The organism is Caulobacter sp. 05L422 (assembly GCF_056397765.1).
In genome coordinates, this window is sequence record NZ_JBFTOB010000015.1 from 134887 (window position 1) to 152588 (window position 17702).

Sequence of the window (17702 nt, forward strand, 5' to 3'; positions counted from 1 at the left end):
CCGGCCGCGCGGCGTTCGGCTCAACACCGCTTGAAGGGCGGTCAGTCGACGACCTTGAACCGGCCCTTGTCGAACATCCGCAGCACCTGGGCCAGGTCGTGGCCGCGCTTCAGGGTCAGGCCGCCCTGGCCGATCACCACCCACTGGCCTTGCTTGCGGGCCAGGGCCGGGTGTTTCTCGATGCGGTAGAGCGGGGCCTCGGCCGCGTGGCGAAACACCGAGAAGGCCGCGTGGTCGCTCGTGCCGCCCATGCCGTAGTCGCGCCACTCGCCGGCCGCGACCATCCGGCCATACAGCCTCAAGAGCTGGTCGATCTCGCGACGCTCGAAGAAGACGACACCGGCCTTGCCGGTGATTGGGGGGCTGGAATCCAAGGCCATCGGACGAATCCTAAACCCAAATCAGGCCCGAAGGCGAGCAGCGGAAATCCGTCCGTCAGAGCCCCCTTCACCCAAGCGTTGCCGTGGCGCTACAGGGTCTTTCGATAATTTCCCGCCTGTCTCAGGCCGCCACGGAATGACCTTAATTCAGACTTTCGACGGCCCACTTGCCCCAGCAATTTGACGGTGTCGGCTGATCGGACATCCTGCGGTTCAGGATCCTGAACAGCCCCCCCAGCCCCCTCGATCGTGGGCCGGTCGGCCGACAGACTACCCTCAAAAGATATTCTCGAGACCCCGCGTGGCGCCCCTCTCCACGCGGGGTTTTCGCGTGGGCCTTGCATTTGGGTTCGAACACATCCCCGACACGAACCGCCGCGAAACGACCTTTATCACGCCCTTCCAGCGCCGGCTTGCCCCGCCATAAGGTCACTGTCGGCTGATCGGACGCCTCGGGTCCGGACCCTGATTGCCCCCCAGCCCCCCGATACGGGGCGCCGGTCGGCCGACGGACTAGACATTTCCCCTCCCCTAAGAGGCCCGCGCGGTGTCCCCTCCCCGCGCGGGCTTTTCTTTGTTCGGGGAGATGTCGGCGTAGCCGACGGAGGGGGAGTGATCGGAGGAGGGCGCGGCTCGGATCGATCCCAAAGCTCTCCACACCGGCCTTCGGCCGCCTCCCCCACAGGGGGAGGGCCTTCTACTTCTCAGCCGCTTCCTGCAGCACGCCGATCACCCGGCCGCCCTTGGCGCCTTGGACGATGATCACGGTCTTGAAGGCCTCGTCCGCCGCGGCGGGCAGGCGATAGAGTTTGGGCCGGCCGTTCCAGGGACCCAGGCGAACCAGCTCGCGCACGACGTTGCGGTGGACCAGGGTCTGGCCGCGGTTGTCGCCGCGCTTGACGGCGATGTCCTGCTCGCGCGGGTCGTAGCGCACCAGCCAGACCTCGCCCCCGCCGCGCGGTGCGGGGCCCGAGCCGACGGCGACGCGGCCGCCGTCGCCGATGAATTCCATGTCCGGCGGATTGGACGGGGCCTTGGCGGCGTCCTTGACCAGGGTCTCGACCGCTTCGGCCTTGGCGCCCGAGGCCTGCTGGCGTCCGGCGACCACCACCTGCGGGGTCGGCACGTCGCGCAGCGAGAACTTCTGGGCGTAGGCGCGCTGGCGGGTCGCGAAGGCCGGCTTGGCGAAGGTGTCGGTCCAGCCGAGATAGTCCCAGTAGTCGACCGAATAGGTCAGGGCCAGAACGCCCTTGTCGTCGGCCATGTCGGCGATGACCTGGTTGGCCTTCCCACAGGAAGAACAACCTTGAGCGGTGAACAGCTCGACGACCACCGGCGGTTTCGCGGCGAGCGCGGGCGCGGCTGAAAAACCCGCGAGGGTGGTGAGAGCGAGAAAGAGCAGGGCCTGACGCATGTGCGGGGCACTTAAGCCAAGATCGTGGCCAATGGCCGTTCACGAGGCCGTGAAGGCGGCTTTCTCGCGCAAAAGAAGAAATTTCCTGGATGAAAACCCAAAGAAAAAGCCGGGCCCCCTCATGAGAGGGAGACCCGGCTTCGTCTTTCCGGCCCCTCGGAGAGGGGCTCGATGTGCGTCGCTTAGTCGGCCTTGGCCAGGTTGCGCAGCACGTAGTTCAGCACGCCGCCGTTCTTGAAGTATTCAAGCTCGGTCGGGGTGTCGATGCGGCAGCGGACCGGGAAGCGGGCGATGCGGCCGTCGGTCGGGCGGTAGAGCTCGACGATCAGCTGCTTGCGCGGGGCAAGGTCCTGCAGGCCGCGGATCGAGACGATCTCCTCGCCCGTCAGTTCCAGCTTCTGCCAGCCTTCCTGGATGAACTGCAGGGGCAGGACGCCCATGCCGACCAGGTTCGAGCGGTGGATGCGCTCGAAGCTTTCGCAGATCACCGCGCGGACGCCCAGGAGCTTGGTGCCCTTGGCGGCCCAGTCACGCGACGAGCCGGTGCCGTATTCCTTGCCGCCGAACACCACCGCCGGACGACCCTCGGCCTGGTACTTCATGGCCGCGTCGTAGATCGACATCACTTCGCCCGTGGGGAAGTGCTTGGTCACGCCGCCTTCGATGTCCGGGGTGATCTTGTTGCGGATGCGGATGTTGGCGAACGTGCCGCGCATCATCACCTGGTGGTTGCCGCGACGGGCGCCGTAGCCGTTGAAGTCCAGCGGGTCGACGCCGTGGTCGATCAGGTACTGGCCAGCGGGGCTGGTCTTCTTGATCGAGCCGGCCGGGCTGATGTGGTCGGTGGTGATCGAGTCGCCGAACACGGCCAGGACGCGGGCTTCCACGATGTCGGTGACCGGGGTCGGGGTCATCGACATGTTCGGGAAGTAGGGCGGGTTCTGGACGTAGGTCGAGTCACCTTCCCAGGCGTAGGTCTGGCCGCCGGTGATCTTGATCCCCTGCCAGTTCTTGTCGCCCTTGAAGACGTCGCCGTAGCGGCTGGCGAACATCTTCTCGGTGACCGACTTGCGCTGCAGGGCGGCGATGTCCTCGTTCGAAGGCCAGATATCCTTCAGGTAGACGTCGTTGCCCTTCTTGTCCTGGCCCAGCGGCTGGGTGGTCAGGTCGATCTTCATCGAGCCGGCCAGGGCGTAGGCCACCACCAGCGGCGGCGAGGCCAGGTAGTTGGCGCGGACGTCCGGGTTCACGCGGCCTTCGAAGTTGCGGTTGCCCGACAGCACCGAGCAGGCCACCAGGTCGGCGTCGTTGACGGCCTTGCTGATGTTCTCGGGCAGCGGGCCCGAGTTGCCGATGCAGGTGGTGCAGCCGTAGCCGACCAGGTTGAAGCCCAGGGCGTCCAGGTGCTTGGTCAGGCCGGCCTTCAGCAGATAGTCGGTGACCACCTGCGAGCCGGGGGCCAGCGAGGTCTTCACCCACGGCTTGGCCTTCAGGCCCTTGGCCACCGCGTTCTTGGCCAGCAGGCCGGCGGCGATCAGGACCGAGGGGTTGGACGTGTTGGTGCAGCTGGTGATGGCCGCGATGACCACGTCGCCGTGGCCGACGTCGAAGTTCTCGCCTTCGACCGGCACGCGGGCGTCGGGAGCCTCGGCCTTGCCGAACTCGCCGACCAGGCTCTCGGCGAACTTGGCGGCGGACTCGGTCAGCAGGACGCGGTCCTGCGGACGCTTCGGGCCGGCCAGCGACGGCAGCACCGACGACAGGTCCAGCTCCAGGGTGTCGGTGAAGGTCGGCTCGGCGACGCCGGGCTCCCACCACAGGCCCTGCTCCTTGGCGTAGGCTTCGACCAGGGCGACGCGGGCGGCGTCGCGGCCGGTGCCCTTCAGATAGGCCACGGTCGAGGCCGAGATCGGGAAGAAGCCGCAGGTGGCGCCGTATTCCGGCGCCATGTTGGCGATGGTCGCCTGGTCTTCCAGGGTCAGGTTGGCCAGGGCGTCGCCGAAGAACTCGACGAACTTGCCGACCACGCCCTTCTTGCGCAGCATCTGGGTGACGGTCAGCACCAGGTCGGTGGCCGTCGCGCCTTCCGGCATGGCGCCGGTCAGCTTGAAGCCGATGACTTCGGGGATCAGCATCGGGATCGGCTGGCCCAGCATGGCCGCCTCGGCCTCGATGCCGCCCACGCCCCAGCCCAGGACCGACAGGCCGTTGACCATGGTGGTGTGGCTGTCGGTGCCGACGACGGTGTCGGGATAGGCGGTGGTCTCGCCTTCGGCTTCGTTGGTCCAGACGGTCTGGGCCAGGTATTCCAGGTTCACCTGGTGGCAAATCCCGGTGCCCGGGGGCACGACGCGGAAGTTGTTGAACGCCGACGAACCCCAGCGCAGGAAGCGGTAGCGCTCGATGTTGCGCTCATATTCCTTGGCGACGTTCTCGTCATAGGCCTTGGGCGAACCGAAATTGTCGACCATCACCGAGTGGTCGATGACCAGGTCGACGGGGTTCAGCGGGTTGATCTTGGCCGGGTCGGCGCCCAGCGACACCATGGCGTCGCGCATGGCGGCCAGGTCGACGACGGCCGGAACGCCAGTGAAGTCCTGCATCAGCACGCGGGCCGGGCGGAAGCTGATTTCGTGTTCGACGCTGCCCTTGTTGTCCAGCCAGTTGGCCACGGCCTTCAGGTCGGCTTCGTTGACCGACACGCCGTCTTCGTAGCGCAGCAGGTTCTCCAGCAGCACCTTCATCGAGACCGGCAGCTTGCCGGCGCCGTTCAGACCCGCTTCCTCAGCGGCGCGAAGGCTGTAATAGACGTAGGTCTTGCCGCCGACGACGAGTTCGCGGCGGGTTTTGAGGCTGTCTACAGACGCCATTTCGAAGGATCCCTTCTCTGTCCACGGCCGCCGGAAAACCTCTCCAGGGATCGCGCGATCGAGGCGGACCCACAGCGTCCATCCTCGCGCCGCGTACGCCCCATCCAATGCGGAGGGTGACGGCCGAGGGCTTCTTAGCGGTCGTCGTGGGCAACGTCCATGCACAGGGCAGGGTCTTGAGGGCTCCGGGCCTATGTTGAGAACTATTCGCATCAAGGACTTAAGTCTTGTTCGTGGCGAACGGCGGCTGTTCTCGGGGCTAAACCTGGAGGTTTCAGCGGGACAGGCGGTCGCGCTGACCGGGCGCAACGGCGCCGGCAAGACCAGTCTTTTGCGCGCCGTGGCGGGACTGCTGCGTCCGTCGCAGGGCGTCGTTGAGTTCGGCGGCGAGGCCGGTCCGCTGGAGGCCGAGGTCGCGCGGTCCGACGCCCTGCACCTGGTCGGCCACCACGACGGCCTGAAATCGACGCGCTCGGCCTGGGAGGAGCTGCTGTTCCAGACCCGGTGGACCGGCGGGACCGAGGCTTCGGCGCGGGCGGCCGCTTCGAAGCTGGACCTGGACCGCCTGCTCGACCTGGAGATCCGCCGCCTGTCGGCAGGCCAGCGCCGGCGCGTGGCCCTGGCCCGGCTGCTGGCCAGCCCCCGGTCGCTGTGGCTGCTGGACGAGCCGATGGCCCCGCTGGACGCCGGTCACCGCGAAGGCTTCGGCGCCCTGATGGCCGAGCACTTGGAGGCTGGCGGCATGGTCCTGGCGGCCGTGCACGATCCGCTGCCCGTGCCCTGCCGGGTCGTGGAGATCGGGGGGTGAAGGCGTTCCTGATCCTTCTGCGCCGCGAACTGGCCCTGGCCTGGGGCAACGGCGGCGGGCCGCTGCTGGCCCTGGCCTTCTACGCCTGCGTGGTGACCCTGCTGCCGCTGGCGGCCGGCCGTGCGCCCGAGCGGCTGGCGAGCCTCGCCCCCGGCATCGCCTGGCTGGCCCTGGCCCTGGCGGCGCTGCTCTCCCTGGAAAGACTGTTCGAGCGCGACTTCGAGGACGGGGCGCTGGACCTGCTGGCCCTTGGTCCAGCTCCCCTTGAGGCGGTAGCCGTCGCGAAATGCCTGGCCCACTGGCTGGCGGCCGGCGCGCCCCTGGCCCTGGCCGCCCCGATCGCCGCCCTGGCCCTGGGCGCCTCGCCGCACATCATCCCCTTGTTGATCCCCTGCGCCCTGGCCGGGGGGCTGGCCTTCTCGTTCCTGGGCGGACTGGGGGCCAGCCTGGCGCTGGGTTCGAAGCGCGGCGGCCTGCTGGTGGCGGTGATCGTCCTGCCGCTCTACGTGCCGCCGGTGATCTTTGGGGCCGGGGCCCTGGACGCCTTGGCCGGCGGCCTGCCGTGGACGGGCGGCCTCTTCCTGCTGCTGGCCTATTCGGCCGCGGCGGTGGCCCTGGGGCCGATCGCCATGGCGGCGGCCTGCCGCAACGCGCTGGACTAGATCGGCCCCGCGCTGGCGCAGACCGGCGGCGCGCGCTTCTCGCCCAGCACGACGATGAAGCTGCCGGCGATGATCAGCAGGCCGCCGAGGCCCAGGGCGAGGGTCAGGTGGTCGCCAAATAGCATCACCCCGATGCAGGCCCCCATCAGCGGCTCGATATTGATGAACACGCCGGCGCTGGCGCTGTCGACCCGCGCCGACCCGAATTGCCAGGCGGCGGTGGCCAGCAAGGTGGCCAGCACCCCCTGGCCGACGATGGCGGTCCAGACCAGCGGACTGAGATCCAGCTTGGGCGGGCCGTGCATGAAGAGGGCGATCGGCAGCACGGTGAAGGCGGCGATGATCACGGTCACCGCCGGGATGGCCATCGGCGTCGGCGAAGCCGGCGCGCGGCGCAGTACGATCAGCCAGGCCAGGAAGACGAACAGCGAACCCAGCGACAGGGCCACGCCCAACGGCGAGCCCGCCCCGTCCGGCTTGCCGGCGATCAGGGCGGCGCCCAGGGTCGCGGCCGCCACGCCGACCCACGAGGCCCGGCTGACCTTTTCACCGAGGAGCTTGGCGCTGATGGCGATCAGGGCCGGCATGGCCCCGACCAGCAGGGCGGCCAGGGTGACGCTGACATGGGCCAGGCCCTCGAATTGCACCATGAAGGCCACGCCGTAGAGCGCCCCGGCGGCCAGGATCACCGGCGAGCGGAACAGGACGCGGGTCTCGGCCCGCGCCAGGGCGAACGGCAGGGCCGCGACGGCCGCCACGGCGAACCGCAGCAGCACCATGTGGGCGGAGCTGGTCTCGGTCAGCACGAACTTGCCGAGCGGGAAGCCCAGGCCCCAGCAGAGTCCGGACAGGGCGAGCGCGAGAAAGGCGACGCGTTTTTCCATGGGGGCCTCTTGCCGGAGTTCGGGGTCCGGCGATAGGCGCTAGAGCCTCAACCCGAACCTTGGCCCCACGGCGGTCATCAACAGATAGAGCCCGACCGTCACGCCGCAACCTGTCAGCAGCGCCGGCCAGAAGCCGATCCCCCGCCGCAGCAGGGCCGGCACGATCAGGAACATCGGCAGGGACGGCAGCACGTACCAGAACGTCGCCTCGACATGGGTCGCCATCCGCGCGACGTCGCGGGTGTCGCGCCACAGCCACAGCATGCCCAGGATAGAGATCAGCGGCAGCGAGGCGACCAGGGCGGCGAAGCCCGGCTGGCGCTTGGCGATCTCGGACACCAGGGCGATGATCACGCCGGAAATCGCGGCCTTGGCCAGCAGGTAGAGCATTCGGGGACTCCTTGAGGGCGCTCGCGAGAATCTGTCGCGGCGTCAAAGCCTTATGGGCGGCCAGTCCGTCAGTCCTGCAACATTCGCCGGGGATTCTGACATTCCAGCGTTACATGGGGAATCGAGGTTCGGCTCAAGGGACTTTTACTGGAGCTAACCCATGCGCTTGCAAACGAGCCGCCTGGCCTTGATGGCCGCGGCCGCCTTGAGCCTCACCACCGCGTCGGTCGCCGTCGCCCAGGACGGCCCGCCACCCGGTCCGCCGCCGATGGCGGATCACGGTCCTGGCGGTCCCGGCGGCTGGGGCGGCGGACGTCACCACCGCATCGATCCCGAAGCCCGCGCCCAGCACCTGCGCGACGTGCTGCAGCTGCGCGCCGACCAGGACGGGGCCCTGAAGGCCTATCTGGCCGCGACCGGCCCGATGGAACGGAAGGATCGGATGGAGCGCAAGGCGTCCGACAGCGCGCCCAAGCCGCTGACCACGCCCGAGCGCCTGGACCGCGAGACCGAGCACCTGACCCGCGCCAAGGCCCGCATCGACGCCACCCGGTCCTTCTACGCGGCCCTGTCGCCCAGCCAGAAGAAGGCCTTCGACGCCCTGGGCCCGATGGGCGGCGGTCATGGCCCGAAGATGCGCCGCGTCGAATTCCGCCACTTCAAGGGCGGTCCGGACGGCATGCCGATGAAGCCGAAAGCCGACTAGGTAACCTCCACGATTGCGGGCGCCCTTCAGGTCTTCTAAGGCTCGGGAATGGGCGCCCGTGACCAACATCATCCGCTGGACTTCCTGACGAACCCCGAGCGGTTCATGGCCTTTTCGCGCTGGGCCGCGCCGATGTTCGGCGCGATCGCCGCCGTGCTGGCCGTCATCGGCTTGGCCATGACCTTCGCCGTTCCAGAAGACTACCAGCAGGGCGACACCGTGCGGATGATGTTCATCCACGTGCCGGCCGCCGTGATCAGCATGTTCGTCTATCTGTGCCTGGGCGTGGCCAGCTTTCTGGCCTTGGTGTTCCGCCACGCCCTGGCCGACGCCGCCGCCGTGGCCTGCGCGCCGCTGGGCGCGGCCTTCACCGTCCTGGCCCTGGCCACCGGTTCGCTGTGGGGCAAGCCGATGTGGGGAACCTGGTGGGTGTGGGACGCCCGCCTGACCTCGGTGCTGGTGCTGCTGCTGTTCTATCTGGGCTATCTGGCCCTGCGCTCGGCGCTGGAAGACGAGCAGAAGGCGGCGCGCGCCGCGGCGATCCTGGCCCTGGTGGGCCTGATCAACCTGCCGATCATCAAGTTCTCGGTCGAATGGTGGAACAGCCTGCACCAGGGCAGCTCCACCCTGTTCGCCAAGCCGGAAAACCGACTGCCGGCCGTCTATGCCTGGCCGATGCTGATCATGACCCTGGCCTATCTGTCGGCCTTCGGATCGCTGTGGCTGGTGCGGATCCGCGCCCTGGTCTGGCGGCGCAAGGCGCGGGCACTGGCCCTGCAAGCGGCGGAGGGCTAGCCGGTGCACTTCGATTTCGACGCCGGCAAGTACGCCGTCTATGTCTGGCCGGCCTTCGCCATCACGGCCTTCGCCTTCGCCTGGATGATCGCCGACAGCCTGGCCTCGGCTCGCCGCTGGCGGCGTGAGGCCGAGCGTCTGCAAACTCTGAAAGAGGCCCGCAAGTCGTGAGGCGCTGGATCGGCTTCGCTCCGCTGATCGTCCTGGTCGGCCTGGCCGTGTTGTTCGCGGGCTACGCGCTGAAGCACGATCCGCGCGTCCAGCCCGACGCCCTGGTCGGCAAGCCGGTTCCGGCCGTGGTCCTGCCCGATCTCGACACCGGCGCCATGGTCGCCGTGCGCGACGCCCCCAAAGGTCCCCGGCTGATCAACTTCTACGCCTCGTGGTGCGCCCCCTGCCGGGTCGAGGCGCCGCAGCTGATGGCGCTCAAGGCCCAGGGCGTCACCGTGGTGGGCGTCGCCTACAAGGACGAACCGGCCCGCACCCAGGCGTTCCTGGCCGAGCTGGGCGACCCGTTCGCCGTCAAGCTGGTGGACCGCAACGGTCGGGCCGGCATCGAATTCGGCGTCACCGGCGTGCCCGAGACCTTCCTGGTCGGGGCCGACGGCGTGATCCTGGCCAAGCACAGCGGCCCTCTGACCGACGCCGATGTCCAGACGATGCTGAGCAAACTGCGCTGACGCGAAAAAGGCCCGAACCGCTTCCGCCGGTCCGGGCCCTCGTTCGAGTCTAGCGGTTCAGGCTGTTAGCAGCGCGAACCCTTGCCGATCTGGCTGCCGGCATAGGCCCCGACACCCGCGCCCAGCAGGGTGCCGGGGGTGCGGTTGCCGTTCGACACCGAGTTGCCCAGCAGGCCGCCGGCCAGAGCGCCGATCACGGCGCCGGTCGCCTTGCCGTTCTTGCGATGCGAGCGGCAGCTGTCGTAGCGGCTGTCATAACGACGGTCATAGCGGCTGTCGTGGCGACGGTCGTAACGGTTGTCGTAGCGCGACTCGTAGCGGTGATGGTCATGGTAGTAGCGGCCGTCCTGAGCCGAGGCGAGGCTCGGGACCGAAACCAGGCTCAGAGCCGCTGTGGCGGCGGCGAGCAGCGAAACGGTGGTCTTGGTGGCGGTACGCATCGGGTGTCCCTTTCATCAGAGTCTTGTCCAATCGCCCCGGCCCCGATCCGCGGCGATCCTGAAGACACCGTAGACCCCGCTGTCTGAACGGGGTCGGCGACCCGACTTTCATCTGGCGTTCATTTTCTCAGGGTTTTCCCTGAGTTTTCCGCAGCCGAACCGCGACCATTAACCGCGCGTTGACCATGCTCGCCGACTTTGCGTTAACCATGATAGAGTCGCGTTCATGAGCACGATCCGCCCCACCGGCTTGCCGGCCGTTCCGCAGAGACCCGCCTCGTCCCAGGGGACGTCGGCGGCTGGCGGCTCGCGCGCGGCGGCGTTCTTCCAGGCGGCCGTCAGCGACGCAGCCGCGACGCGGCCCACGGCCCCGCCGATCGCCGTCCAGCTGCAGACCCAGGCCCAGCCGCAGCGTCAGCCGCCGGCCCGTCCGTTCGTCCAGCCGGCCGAACAGCCGCAGAAGATCCTGCGCCCCGGTTCGCTGCTGAACATCCTGGTCTAGACCGGCCTAGATCGGCCAGGTTTCCGGGCTCATCGCCAGCACTTCGCCCGCCAGGTAGAGCGAACCGCAGATCAGCACGTGCGGTGTCGGCGCGAGGGCCAGCGCCTTGTCCAGGGCCGCCTCGACGCTGGCGCAGGCGTGGGCCCGCAGCCCCGCCAGTTCGGCCGCGGCCGCCGTTTGGGCGGCGCTGGCGGCCGCCGCGCCCTCGAAGGTCACGGAAAACACTTTGGCCCCCAGCGCCGCAAACGGCGTGAAGAAGCCTGTGGCGTCCTTGTTGGCCAGCAGGCCCGAGATCAGCGCCACCGGGCGCCCGTCGCGCGCCGCCAGGTCGCCCAGAGCCCTCGCCACCGCCTGCCCGGCGTGCGGATTGTGGCCGCCGTCCAGCCAGAGGTCCGCGCCCGCCGCCTTGGCGCGCTCAGCCAGCGGTCCGGCCATCAGGCGCTGGAACCGGGCGGGCCAGGTCGTGGCCGCGATCCCCTTGGCCATGTCGGCCTCGTCGATGCGCGGGTCGTTCAGGGTCAGCAGGGCCGCCACCGCCAGGCCGGCGTTGGCGAACTGATGCTCGCCCGGCAGGGACGGCGCCGGCAGGTCCAGCAGGCGGTCCTGAAGTTGCACCAGCAGCCGCCCGCGCTCGTTCCAGGCGTCGAAGTCGCGGCCCATCAGCGTCAGGGGCGCTTCGAACTGGTCGGCCTCGCGCTCGACGACCCGTTCGGCCTCCTCGGCCTGGCGGGCGCTGACCACCGGCGTGTTGGGCTTGATGATCCCGGCCTTCTCCTGGGCGATGGCGCCCAGGGTGTCGCCGAGGAATTCGCGGTGGTCGATGTCGATCGGGGCGATGACGCTGACGGCGGGCATGACCACGTTGGTGGCGTCCAGGATCCCGCCCAGCCCCACCTCGACCAGGCACAGGTCGGCCGGGACCTCGGAAAACGCCTGGAAGGCGGCGGCGGTGGTGATCTCGAAGAAGGTGATCGGCAGGCCGGCGTTGGCGGTCTCGACCCGCTCCAGCACGTCGGCCAGGTGTTCGTCTGTGATCAGGGTCCCGGCCAGGCGGATGCGCTCGGCGAACCGCACCAGATGCGGCGAGGTGAAGACGTGGACCTTCAGTCCGGCCGCTTCGGCCATGGCCCGCAGATAGGCGACGGTCGAGCCCTTGCCGTTGGTGCCGGCCACGTGGATCACCGGCGGCAGCTTCCTCTGCGGATCGCCCAGCGCCGCGCACAGCCGGACCATCCGGTCCAGCGACAGGTCGATCAGCTTGGGATGCAGGGCCTGCAGCCGCGCCAGCGCGGCGTCATGAGCGCGAAGGTGGTCGGTCATCTCGGGCGGCTAGGCCGCCTTCAGCGCCCGGCCCATCATCAGGGTGCCCAGGATCGAGCCCAGCACGGCCGGCAACTCCTTGCGCGGAGTCACGCGGTCGACCATGCCCTTCTCGACCAGGTATTCCGAGCGCTGGAAGCCCGGCGGCAGGGTTTCGCGGATGGTCTGCTCGATGACGCGGGGACCGGCGAAGCCGATCAGGGCGCCCGGCTCGGCCAGGTGGACGTCGCCGAGCATGGCGTAGGAGGCGGTGACGCCGCCAGTGGTGGGGTCGGTGAGGACCACCACGTAGGGCAGGCCGGCGTCCTTCATCTGGTTGATAGCCAGGGTCGTGCGGGCCATCTGCATCAGGGACAGGGCCCCTTCCTGCATCCGCGCGCCGCCGGCGGCGGTGAAGGCCACCAGCGGGACCTGGCGCTCGATCGCGGCCTCGGCGGCGGCGATGAAGCCCTCGCCGGCGGCCATGCCCAGCGAACCGCCCATGAAGGCGAAGTCCTGGACCAGGGCCACGGCGGGAACGCCGCCGACCTTGCCGTAGGCGATGGCCATGGCGTCCTGCTCGCCGGTCGCCTTGCGGGCGGCGGCCAGGCGGTCCTTGTAGGACTTGCCGTCCGAGAACTTCAGCGGGTCCTCGAACACGGCCGGGGTCGGCAGGACCTCGAATTCGGCTTCATCGAAGGTGAACTTGAAGCGCGCTTCGGGGCCGATGCGCATGTGGCGTCCGGCCGGGGTGACCCACAGGGCCGCCTCCAGGTCGGAGCGGTAGATCATCTCGCCCGTGTCGGGGCACTTGACCCAGAGGTTCTCGGGCGTCTCGCGCTTTGCAAAAGCGCCGCGCACGCCGGGCGCGATCCGCGACAGCCAGCCGCCACGGCGCTCGGCCGGAGCCTTGGTCTTGTCGCCCTTCTTGGGCCCCTGGGGTTCAGCCATCGCCATAGCCTTCAGCCTCACGCCAATTCGAGTCGCGCCGACCGCACAGCCTTAGCCAGCTCCGACGCCTTGAGAAGAACCTTCTCGGTCACGTTTTCGTTCACCTTGGCCGCGGCGGCGATTTCGTCCACCAGGGCCGAGCCGACCACGACGCCGTCGGCGACCCGGGCCACCTGGGCGGCGCGCTCGGGGGTCTTGATGCCGAAACCGACCGCCACCGGCAGGCCCGAGGCGGCGCGGATGCGTCCCACCGGACCGGCCACGGCGTCGGCGTCGGCTTCCAGGACGCCGGTCACGCCGGCGACCGAGACATAATAAATGAAGCCCGAGGTGCGCTTGACCAAGACGGCCAGGCGCGCGTCGTCCGTCGTCGGGGTGGCCAGGCGGATCAGGTTCATCCGGGCCGCTTCCAGCGCGTCGGTCAGGGGATCGGCCTCTTCCGGCGGGCAGTCGACGATGATCACGCCGTCCGCGCCGGCGTCCGACGCGTCGTTGGCGAAGGCCTCGTAGCCGTAGAACAGCACCGGATTCAGATAGCCCATCAGCACGATCGGCGTCGTGGTGTTGGTCTCGCGGAACCGGCGGACCATGGAGAGCACGTCGCGCATCTTGGTGCCGGCGGCCAGCGAGCGCTGCGAGGCCAGCTGGATGGTCGGGCCCTCGGCCATCGGGTCCGAGAACGGCATGCCCAGCTCGATGACGTCGGCGTGCTCGGCCAGGCCCTTCAGGAGCTCGAACGAGGTCTCCAGGTCCGGATCGCCGGCCATGATGTAGGCGATGAACAGCGCCCGGTGGTCGTTTTCGCGCTTGAAGGCGCGCTCCAGGCGGCCTGCGTCGCGATAGCTGGTCACGCTCATCTAGATCGTCCGTCCCAGGGCGTCGGCCACGGTGAAGATGTCCTTGTCGCCCCGGCCCGACAGGCACAGCACGATCACGCCGCCCTCGCCGATCTCCTTGGCCAGCTGCGGCAGCTTGGCGATGGCGTGGGCGCTTTCCAGGGCGGGGATGATGCCCTCGAGCTCGGCGCACAGCTGGAAGGCCTTCAGGGCCTCGTCGTCGGTGCAGGTCAGGTACTGGGCCCGGCCCACGTCGTGCAGGAACGAGTGCTCGGGGCCAATGCCCGGATAGTCCAGGCCGGCCGAGATCGAGTGGGCGTCCAGGATCTGGCCGTCGTCATCCTGCAGCAGGTAGGTCTTGTTGCCGTGCAGGACGCCCGGGCGGCCGCCGGTCAGCGACGCGGCGTGCTTGTCGGTCTCCAGGCCGTGGCCCGAGGCCTCGACGCCGTAGATCTTGACGCTCTCGTCGGCCAGGAACGGGTGGAACATGCCGATGGCGTTCGAACCGCCGCCGACGCAGGCCACGACCGCGTCCGGAAGGCGGCCCTCGAGTTCCTGGATCTGCTCGCGGGTCTCGTTGCCGATCACCGCCTGGAAGTCGCGGACCATGGCCGGATAGGGGTGCGGGCCGGCGGCGGTGCCGATCATGTAATAGGTGTCGGCCACGTTGGTGACCCAGTCGCGCATGGCCTCGTTCATGGCGTCCTTGAGGGTCGCGGCCCCCGAGGTCACGGGGCGCACTTCCGCGCCCAGCAGGTTCATGCGGAAGACGTTGGGCTTCTGACGGGCCACGTCGACGGCGCCCATGTAGACGACGCAGGGCAGGCCGAAGCGGGCGGTGACGGTGGCCGAGGCCACGCCGTGCTGGCCCGCGCCCGTCTCGGCGATGATCCGGGTCTTGCCCATGCGCTGGGCCAGCAGGATCTGGCCCATGCAGTTGTTGATCTTGTGCGCGCCGGTGTGGTTCAGCTCCTCGCGCTTGAAATAGATCTTCGCGCCGCCGAGGTGCTTGCTCAGGCGTTCGGCGAAATAGAGCGGCGAGGGCCGGCCCACGTAATGGGTCAGGTAGCCGCTCAGCTCCTTCTGGAAGCTGGGATCGTTCTTGGCTTCGGTGTAGGCCCGGTCCAGCTCGAGCACGAGCGGCATCAGGGTCTCGGCCACGTAGAGGCCGCCGTAGTCGCCGAAACGGCCCTTGGCGTCCGGATAGGCGGACCAGTCGTTGGGTTTGGTCGGAACGTTCACGAGCTCTTCCAAATCGTCCGGGCAGACATCACGCGCGTTTGACGGCGTCCAGGAACGCCGTGATCAGAGCCGGGTCCTTTAGGCCGGGACCCCGCTCGACGCCAGAGGAAACGTCCACCAGGGGCGCAGCCGAAGCCTTGATCGCCTCGGCCACGTTCCACGGATCCAACCCTCCGGCCAGGAAATGCGGGCGAGAAAATCGCCGGCCTTCCAGCAGGCTCCAGTCGAACCTTGCGCCGGTGCCGCCCGGGAGGGCAGAGCCTTCCATGGGGCGGGCGTCGAACATCAGGTGCTCGACGACGCCGTCGAAGGCGGCGGCCTGGTCGACGTCCGACGAGGACGAGACCGAGAAGGCCTTGATCATGCCGGCCCCCGAGCGCTGGGCGATCTCGCGGACCCGGTTGGGGGTCTCCTTGCCGTGCACCTGGATCAGGTCGGGCTTCAGGGTGGCCATCAGCCGGTCGATCAGGGCGTCGTCGGGATCGACGGTGACGGCCACGGTCTTGACCGGGCCCTGGCGAAGCGGGGCGGCCAGGCGGGCGGCGGCCTCGGGGTCGAGGTTGCGGGGGCTCTTGGCGAAGAACACGAAGCCGACGAAGGCCGCGCCGCCGGCGACGGCGGCGGTCACGCTCTCGGGCGTGGAGAGCCCGCAGATCTTGGCCTTGGTGGTCATGGGGGGGAGGTACGTGCGGGGAAGGTTCAACGCAAGGGGTCGGTGGCCCACCTACTTGCCCACACCTGGCGGCTTCGCCGCCTGTCCGCCCCCATAGGGGGCGGAGGGCGCGCCTCTTCCCCCTGTGGGGGAAGACGATCGCGAAGCGATCCGTAGGGGGCAAGTGTTCGCCGCCTAAGCGCCCAAAGGCCCAGCCCCCTCCACCGGGTCCGACAACGTCGCCCGCATCGAACACACCAGCCCCTCCGGCCGGTAATCCATGCTCGCCGCGCCCTTCAGCTCCCCCCGCAGACTGCGCTCGATCAGCCGCGAGCCGAAGCCCCGGCGGGTCGGCGGGTCCACCGGCGGGCCGTCGGTTTCGGTCCAGGTCAGGGCCAGGTCGCGGGTCGCCGCGTCGTAGGTCCAGGCCAGGACCACCTTGCCCCCCGAATTGGAAAGCGCCCCGTACTTCAACGCGTTGGTCGCCAGCTCGTGGAAGATCAGGGCCATGGTCAGGGCCCCGCCCGGCGCCAGCCAGACCGGCGGGCCGTCGATCGTCAGGCGGTCAGCCCCCTCGGGCGGCGTGAACGGCGCCAGGGCCCGCTCGGCCACGTCGCGCAGCCCCGCCCCGTGCCAGCTCTCGCGGGTCAGCACGTCGTGCACCTGCGACAGGCCCATCAGCCGGGACTCGAACTTCTCGAAAGCGACCAGCGGGTCGGGCTCGGTCTTCAGGGTCTGGCTGGCCATCGACTGCACGGTGGCCAGGGTGTTCTTCACCCGGTGGTTCAGCTCGTTGATCAGCAGCCGCAGCTGGCCCTGGTAATGCTGCTGCTCGGCCTCGGCCTGCTTGCGGGCGGTGATGTTGGAGATGATCACCACCAGATAGGGCGGCCCCTCGCCGGGATCGACGCGCGAAGCGGTGACATTGACCCAGACCGGACCGTCGCGGCCGTCGACCAGCCGCTCGGTCGTATAGGTGTCGGTCTCGCCGGCCAGCAGGGCCTGGCCCTGGCCGACCACGGTGGAGACCTCGTCCTCGCCGCGCACGATGTCCATGAAGGTCAGGCCCAGCAGGGCCTCGCGGTCGCGGCGGGTGATGGCGCAGAACCGGTCGTTGACCTCCAGGAACCGCCCGCGGCCGTCGACCCGGGCCACGCCCATCGCCGCCTGGTCGAACACCGCGCGGTAGCGGGCCTCGGCCGCCTGCAGCCGGTGCTTGGCCTCGACCGCCGCCGTGACCATCTCGGTATAGAGCACCAGCCCGCCGATCCGCCCGTCGTCGGTGCGCCAGGGGGCCATCGACCAGCGCACCCAATGGACGTCGCCATTGCGGTCGACATAGCGCTGGCCCTCGTCGTCGCGCAGCTCGACCCCCTCGGCTAGCACCTGGGCGTGCTTGTCGCGCCACATCTGCGGGATCTCGGGAAAGACGTCGTAGTGGCGGCGGCCCAGCAGCGGGGTGTCGGCCGGCATGTTCTGGTCGGTCAGGTACTGGCTCGAGGCGGCCAGGTAGCGCATCTGGTCGTCGAAGATGGCGATGCCCATCGGGGCATGCTTCAGCGCGATGGCCAAGCTAGGCGAGGTCGGCGACACGGCGGTCAACGGCGTCGCCTGGAGCGATGCGGCCTCGGGCTCGGCCTCGGACTCAGTTGGCGGTCGCGCGGCCATCGCGCTCCTTTGCTGCGGCTCGTTCGTCGGGCGTCGCCCGCATCATGCCCACCCCGCGCCGCCTGTCGATGGGGCAATCCCGCACAGCGAGACGCTTTCGGCGAGCGCTCCGCCCCCCATGGGGGCGGACAGGCCGCGAAGCGGCCAGGTGGGGGGAAGTGTTCACGGGCACGGCTTCGCAAGCTCACGCCTTTGGCTGTGAGATACGGAAAGGGTCGCGGAGCGCCGGACGACGTCCGGAGTTCTTTGTGTTGTTACCGTTTCGACGAAGCCGATCGCTCCGCGCCATCGTTATCCGCCAGCATCCGGTGGGCAGCCCTGTTGAGGCTTAGCCGGACCCGRTCCCTGTCGTTTCCGAGGGGACCRGCCGCCGAGGGCGCGGGCCAATGGGCAATACACGCGCTTTGTCCCCGTTCGACGCCGACGGCGGGCGGGGCCTGCAACGCCAGGCTCCCCGGACACGCTGAAGTAACCCCCTCCAGCCCAGTCCCGCTCGATCGCCCCCCGCCGCCGCATCGGTCGC

Annotated in this window: 19 protein-coding genes; 7 read left to right on the top strand and 12 right to left on the bottom strand. The window is 69.2% G+C overall.

All coding sequences use genetic code 11. The features are described 5' to 3' along the window. Positions 1-41: 41 nt before the first annotated feature. The 3 genes from AC1DMQ_RS15725 to acnA form a co-directional block, all read right to left on the bottom strand. The gene (locus tag AC1DMQ_RS15725; RefSeq protein WP_477034491.1) at positions 42-380 is read right to left on the bottom strand and encodes a DUF2794 domain-containing protein; all 339 of its coding nucleotides are present in this window, start codon (positions 378-380) and stop codon (positions 42-44) included. Positions 381-1077: 697 nt separating this feature from the next. After that, on the bottom strand, positions 1078-1794 hold the full coding sequence (locus AC1DMQ_RS15730) for a DUF1223 domain-containing protein (protein WP_477034492.1): 717 nt from the start codon (positions 1792-1794) through the stop codon (positions 1078-1080). Between the two features lie 182 nt (positions 1795-1976). After that, positions 1977-4664: an aconitate hydratase AcnA gene (gene acnA / locus AC1DMQ_RS15735; RefSeq protein WP_477034493.1), complete on the bottom strand. Its 2688-nt coding sequence runs from the start codon at positions 4662-4664 to the stop codon at positions 1977-1979. Between the two features lie 193 nt (positions 4665-4857). On the opposite strand from acnA, the gene ccmA reads away from it, so the two are divergent. Beyond that, entirely contained in the window at positions 4858-5472 is a 615-nt protein-coding gene (gene ccmA / locus AC1DMQ_RS15740) for a heme ABC exporter ATP-binding protein CcmA (RefSeq protein WP_477034494.1), read from the top strand. Then, entirely contained in the window at positions 5469-6134 is a 666-nt protein-coding gene (gene ccmB / locus AC1DMQ_RS15745) for a heme exporter protein CcmB (RefSeq protein ID WP_056443292.1), read from the top strand. Before ccmA ends, ccmB begins: the two co-directional genes overlap by 4 nt. Here ccmB and AC1DMQ_RS15750 read toward each other — a convergent pair. Further along, complete coding sequence (locus tag AC1DMQ_RS15750) at positions 6131-7018, bottom strand: DMT family transporter (RefSeq protein WP_477034495.1); 888 nt, start codon at positions 7016-7018, stop codon at positions 6131-6133. The genes ccmB and AC1DMQ_RS15750 overlap by 4 nt on opposite strands. Before the next feature lie 39 nt (positions 7019-7057). Continuing rightward, positions 7058-7408 carry a DUF3147 family protein gene (locus AC1DMQ_RS15755; RefSeq protein ID WP_477034496.1) on the bottom strand — a complete coding sequence of 117 codons (351 nt, stop codon included), beginning with the start codon at positions 7406-7408 and terminating at the stop codon, positions 7058-7060. A 160-nt stretch (positions 7409-7568) separates the two neighbouring features. On the opposite strand from AC1DMQ_RS15755, the gene AC1DMQ_RS15760 reads away from it, so the two are divergent. The 4 genes from AC1DMQ_RS15760 to AC1DMQ_RS15775 are packed head-to-tail and all read left to right on the top strand — an operon-like array spanning position 7569 to position 9589. Then, a complete protein-coding gene (locus tag AC1DMQ_RS15760; protein ID WP_477034497.1) occupies positions 7569-8114 on the top strand; it encodes a Spy/CpxP family protein refolding chaperone in 546 nt (181 codons plus the stop codon). Between the two features lie 48 nt (positions 8115-8162). After that, positions 8163-8909, top strand: coding sequence for a heme ABC transporter permease CcmC (ccmC, locus tag AC1DMQ_RS15765; protein ID WP_477034498.1), 747 nt, complete (start codon positions 8163-8165; stop codon positions 8907-8909). Positions 8910-8912: 3 nt separating this feature from the next. Next, entirely contained in the window at positions 8913-9080 is a 168-nt protein-coding gene (gene ccmD, locus AC1DMQ_RS15770) for a heme exporter protein CcmD (RefSeq protein ID WP_477034499.1), read from the top strand. Further along, complete coding sequence (locus AC1DMQ_RS15775) at positions 9077-9589, top strand: DsbE family thiol:disulfide interchange protein (protein WP_477034500.1); 513 nt, start codon at positions 9077-9079, stop codon at positions 9587-9589. Before ccmD ends, AC1DMQ_RS15775 begins: the two co-directional genes overlap by 4 nt. Positions 9590-9654: 65 nt before the next feature. Here the strand turns inward: AC1DMQ_RS15775 and AC1DMQ_RS15780 are convergent, their stop codons facing one another. Further along, entirely contained in the window at positions 9655-10029 is a 375-nt protein-coding gene (locus tag AC1DMQ_RS15780; protein WP_477034501.1) for a glycine zipper 2TM domain-containing protein, read from the bottom strand. 226 nt (positions 10030-10255) lie between these two features. Here AC1DMQ_RS15780 and AC1DMQ_RS15785 point away from each other — a divergent pair, with 226 nt between their 5' ends. Continuing rightward, positions 10256-10531 (top strand): hypothetical protein, encoded by a 276-nt coding sequence (locus AC1DMQ_RS15785; protein WP_477034502.1) that lies wholly within the window; start codon positions 10256-10258, stop codon positions 10529-10531. Positions 10532-10537: 6 nt separating this feature from the next. On the opposite strand, the gene AC1DMQ_RS15790 is transcribed toward AC1DMQ_RS15785, so the two are convergent. The 6 genes from AC1DMQ_RS15790 to AC1DMQ_RS15815 form a co-directional block, all read right to left on the bottom strand. Continuing rightward, the gene (locus AC1DMQ_RS15790) at positions 10538-11851 is read right to left on the bottom strand and encodes a bifunctional folylpolyglutamate synthase/dihydrofolate synthase (RefSeq protein WP_477034503.1); all 1314 of its coding nucleotides are present in this window, start codon (positions 11849-11851) and stop codon (positions 10538-10540) included. A 9-nt stretch (positions 11852-11860) separates the two neighbouring features. Continuing rightward, positions 11861-12787 carry an acetyl-CoA carboxylase, carboxyltransferase subunit beta gene (gene accD / locus AC1DMQ_RS15795; RefSeq protein WP_477034504.1) on the bottom strand — a complete coding sequence of 309 codons (927 nt, stop codon included), beginning with the start codon at positions 12785-12787 and terminating at the stop codon, positions 11861-11863. Positions 12788-12798: 11 nt separating this feature from the next. Beyond that, a complete protein-coding gene (gene trpA / locus AC1DMQ_RS15800; RefSeq protein ID WP_477034505.1) occupies positions 12799-13638 on the bottom strand; it encodes a tryptophan synthase subunit alpha in 840 nt (279 codons plus the stop codon). Then, positions 13639-14859 carry a tryptophan synthase subunit beta gene (gene trpB, locus AC1DMQ_RS15805; protein WP_477034506.1) on the bottom strand — a complete coding sequence of 407 codons (1221 nt, stop codon included), beginning with the start codon at positions 14857-14859 and terminating at the stop codon, positions 13639-13641. 28 nt (positions 14860-14887) lie between these two features. Further along, a complete protein-coding gene (locus tag AC1DMQ_RS15810; protein WP_477034507.1) occupies positions 14888-15532 on the bottom strand; it encodes a phosphoribosylanthranilate isomerase in 645 nt (214 codons plus the stop codon). Between the two features lie 174 nt (positions 15533-15706). After that, positions 15707-17179: a sensor histidine kinase gene (locus AC1DMQ_RS15815; RefSeq protein ID WP_477034508.1), complete on the bottom strand. Its 1473-nt coding sequence runs from the start codon at positions 17177-17179 to the stop codon at positions 15707-15709. Positions 17180-17702: the final 523 nt, after the last annotated feature.

Bases quoted from the DNA above. Each gene is read 5' to 3' on its own strand.
- AC1DMQ_RS15725 (WP_477034491.1), bottom strand. From the start codon at position 380: ATGGCCTTGGATTCCAGCCCCCCAATCACCGGCAAGGCCGGTGTCGTC.
- ccmA (WP_477034494.1), top strand. From the start codon at position 4,858: ATGTTGAGAACTATTCGCATCAAGGACTTAAGTCTTGTTCGTGGCGAA.
- ccmC (WP_477034498.1), top strand. From the start codon at position 8,163: ATGGGCGCCCGTGACCAACATCATCCGCTGGACTTCCTGACGAACCCC.
- AC1DMQ_RS15785 (WP_477034502.1), top strand. From the start codon at position 10,256: ATGAGCACGATCCGCCCCACCGGCTTGCCGGCCGTTCCGCAGAGACCC.
- AC1DMQ_RS15810 (WP_477034507.1), bottom strand. From the start codon at position 15,532: ATGACCACCAAGGCCAAGATCTGCGGGCTCTCCACGCCCGAGAGCGTG.
- AC1DMQ_RS15755 (WP_477034496.1), bottom strand. From the start codon at position 7,408: ATGCTCTACCTGCTGGCCAAGGCCGCGATTTCCGGCGTGATCATCGCC.
- AC1DMQ_RS15815 (WP_477034508.1), bottom strand. From the start codon at position 17,179: ATGGCCGCGCGACCGCCAACTGAGTCCGAGGCCGAGCCCGAGGCCGCA.
- AC1DMQ_RS15790 (WP_477034503.1), bottom strand. From the start codon at position 11,851: ATGACCGACCACCTTCGCGCTCATGACGCCGCGCTGGCGCGGCTGCAG.
- AC1DMQ_RS15750 (WP_477034495.1), bottom strand. From the start codon at position 7,018: ATGGAAAAACGCGTCGCCTTTCTCGCGCTCGCCCTGTCCGGACTCTGC.
- trpA (WP_477034505.1), bottom strand. From the start codon at position 13,638: ATGAGCGTGACCAGCTATCGCGACGCAGGCCGCCTGGAGCGCGCCTTC.
- AC1DMQ_RS15780 (WP_477034501.1), bottom strand. From the start codon at position 10,029: ATGCGTACCGCCACCAAGACCACCGTTTCGCTGCTCGCCGCCGCCACA.
- AC1DMQ_RS15760 (WP_477034497.1), top strand. From the start codon at position 7,569: ATGCGCTTGCAAACGAGCCGCCTGGCCTTGATGGCCGCGGCCGCCTTG.
- accD (WP_477034504.1), bottom strand. From the start codon at position 12,787: ATGGCGATGGCTGAACCCCAGGGGCCCAAGAAGGGCGACAAGACCAAG.
- AC1DMQ_RS15730 (WP_477034492.1), bottom strand. From the start codon at position 1,794: ATGCGTCAGGCCCTGCTCTTTCTCGCTCTCACCACCCTCGCGGGTTTT.
- acnA (WP_477034493.1), bottom strand. From the start codon at position 4,664: ATGGCGTCTGTAGACAGCCTCAAAACCCGCCGCGAACTCGTCGTCGGC.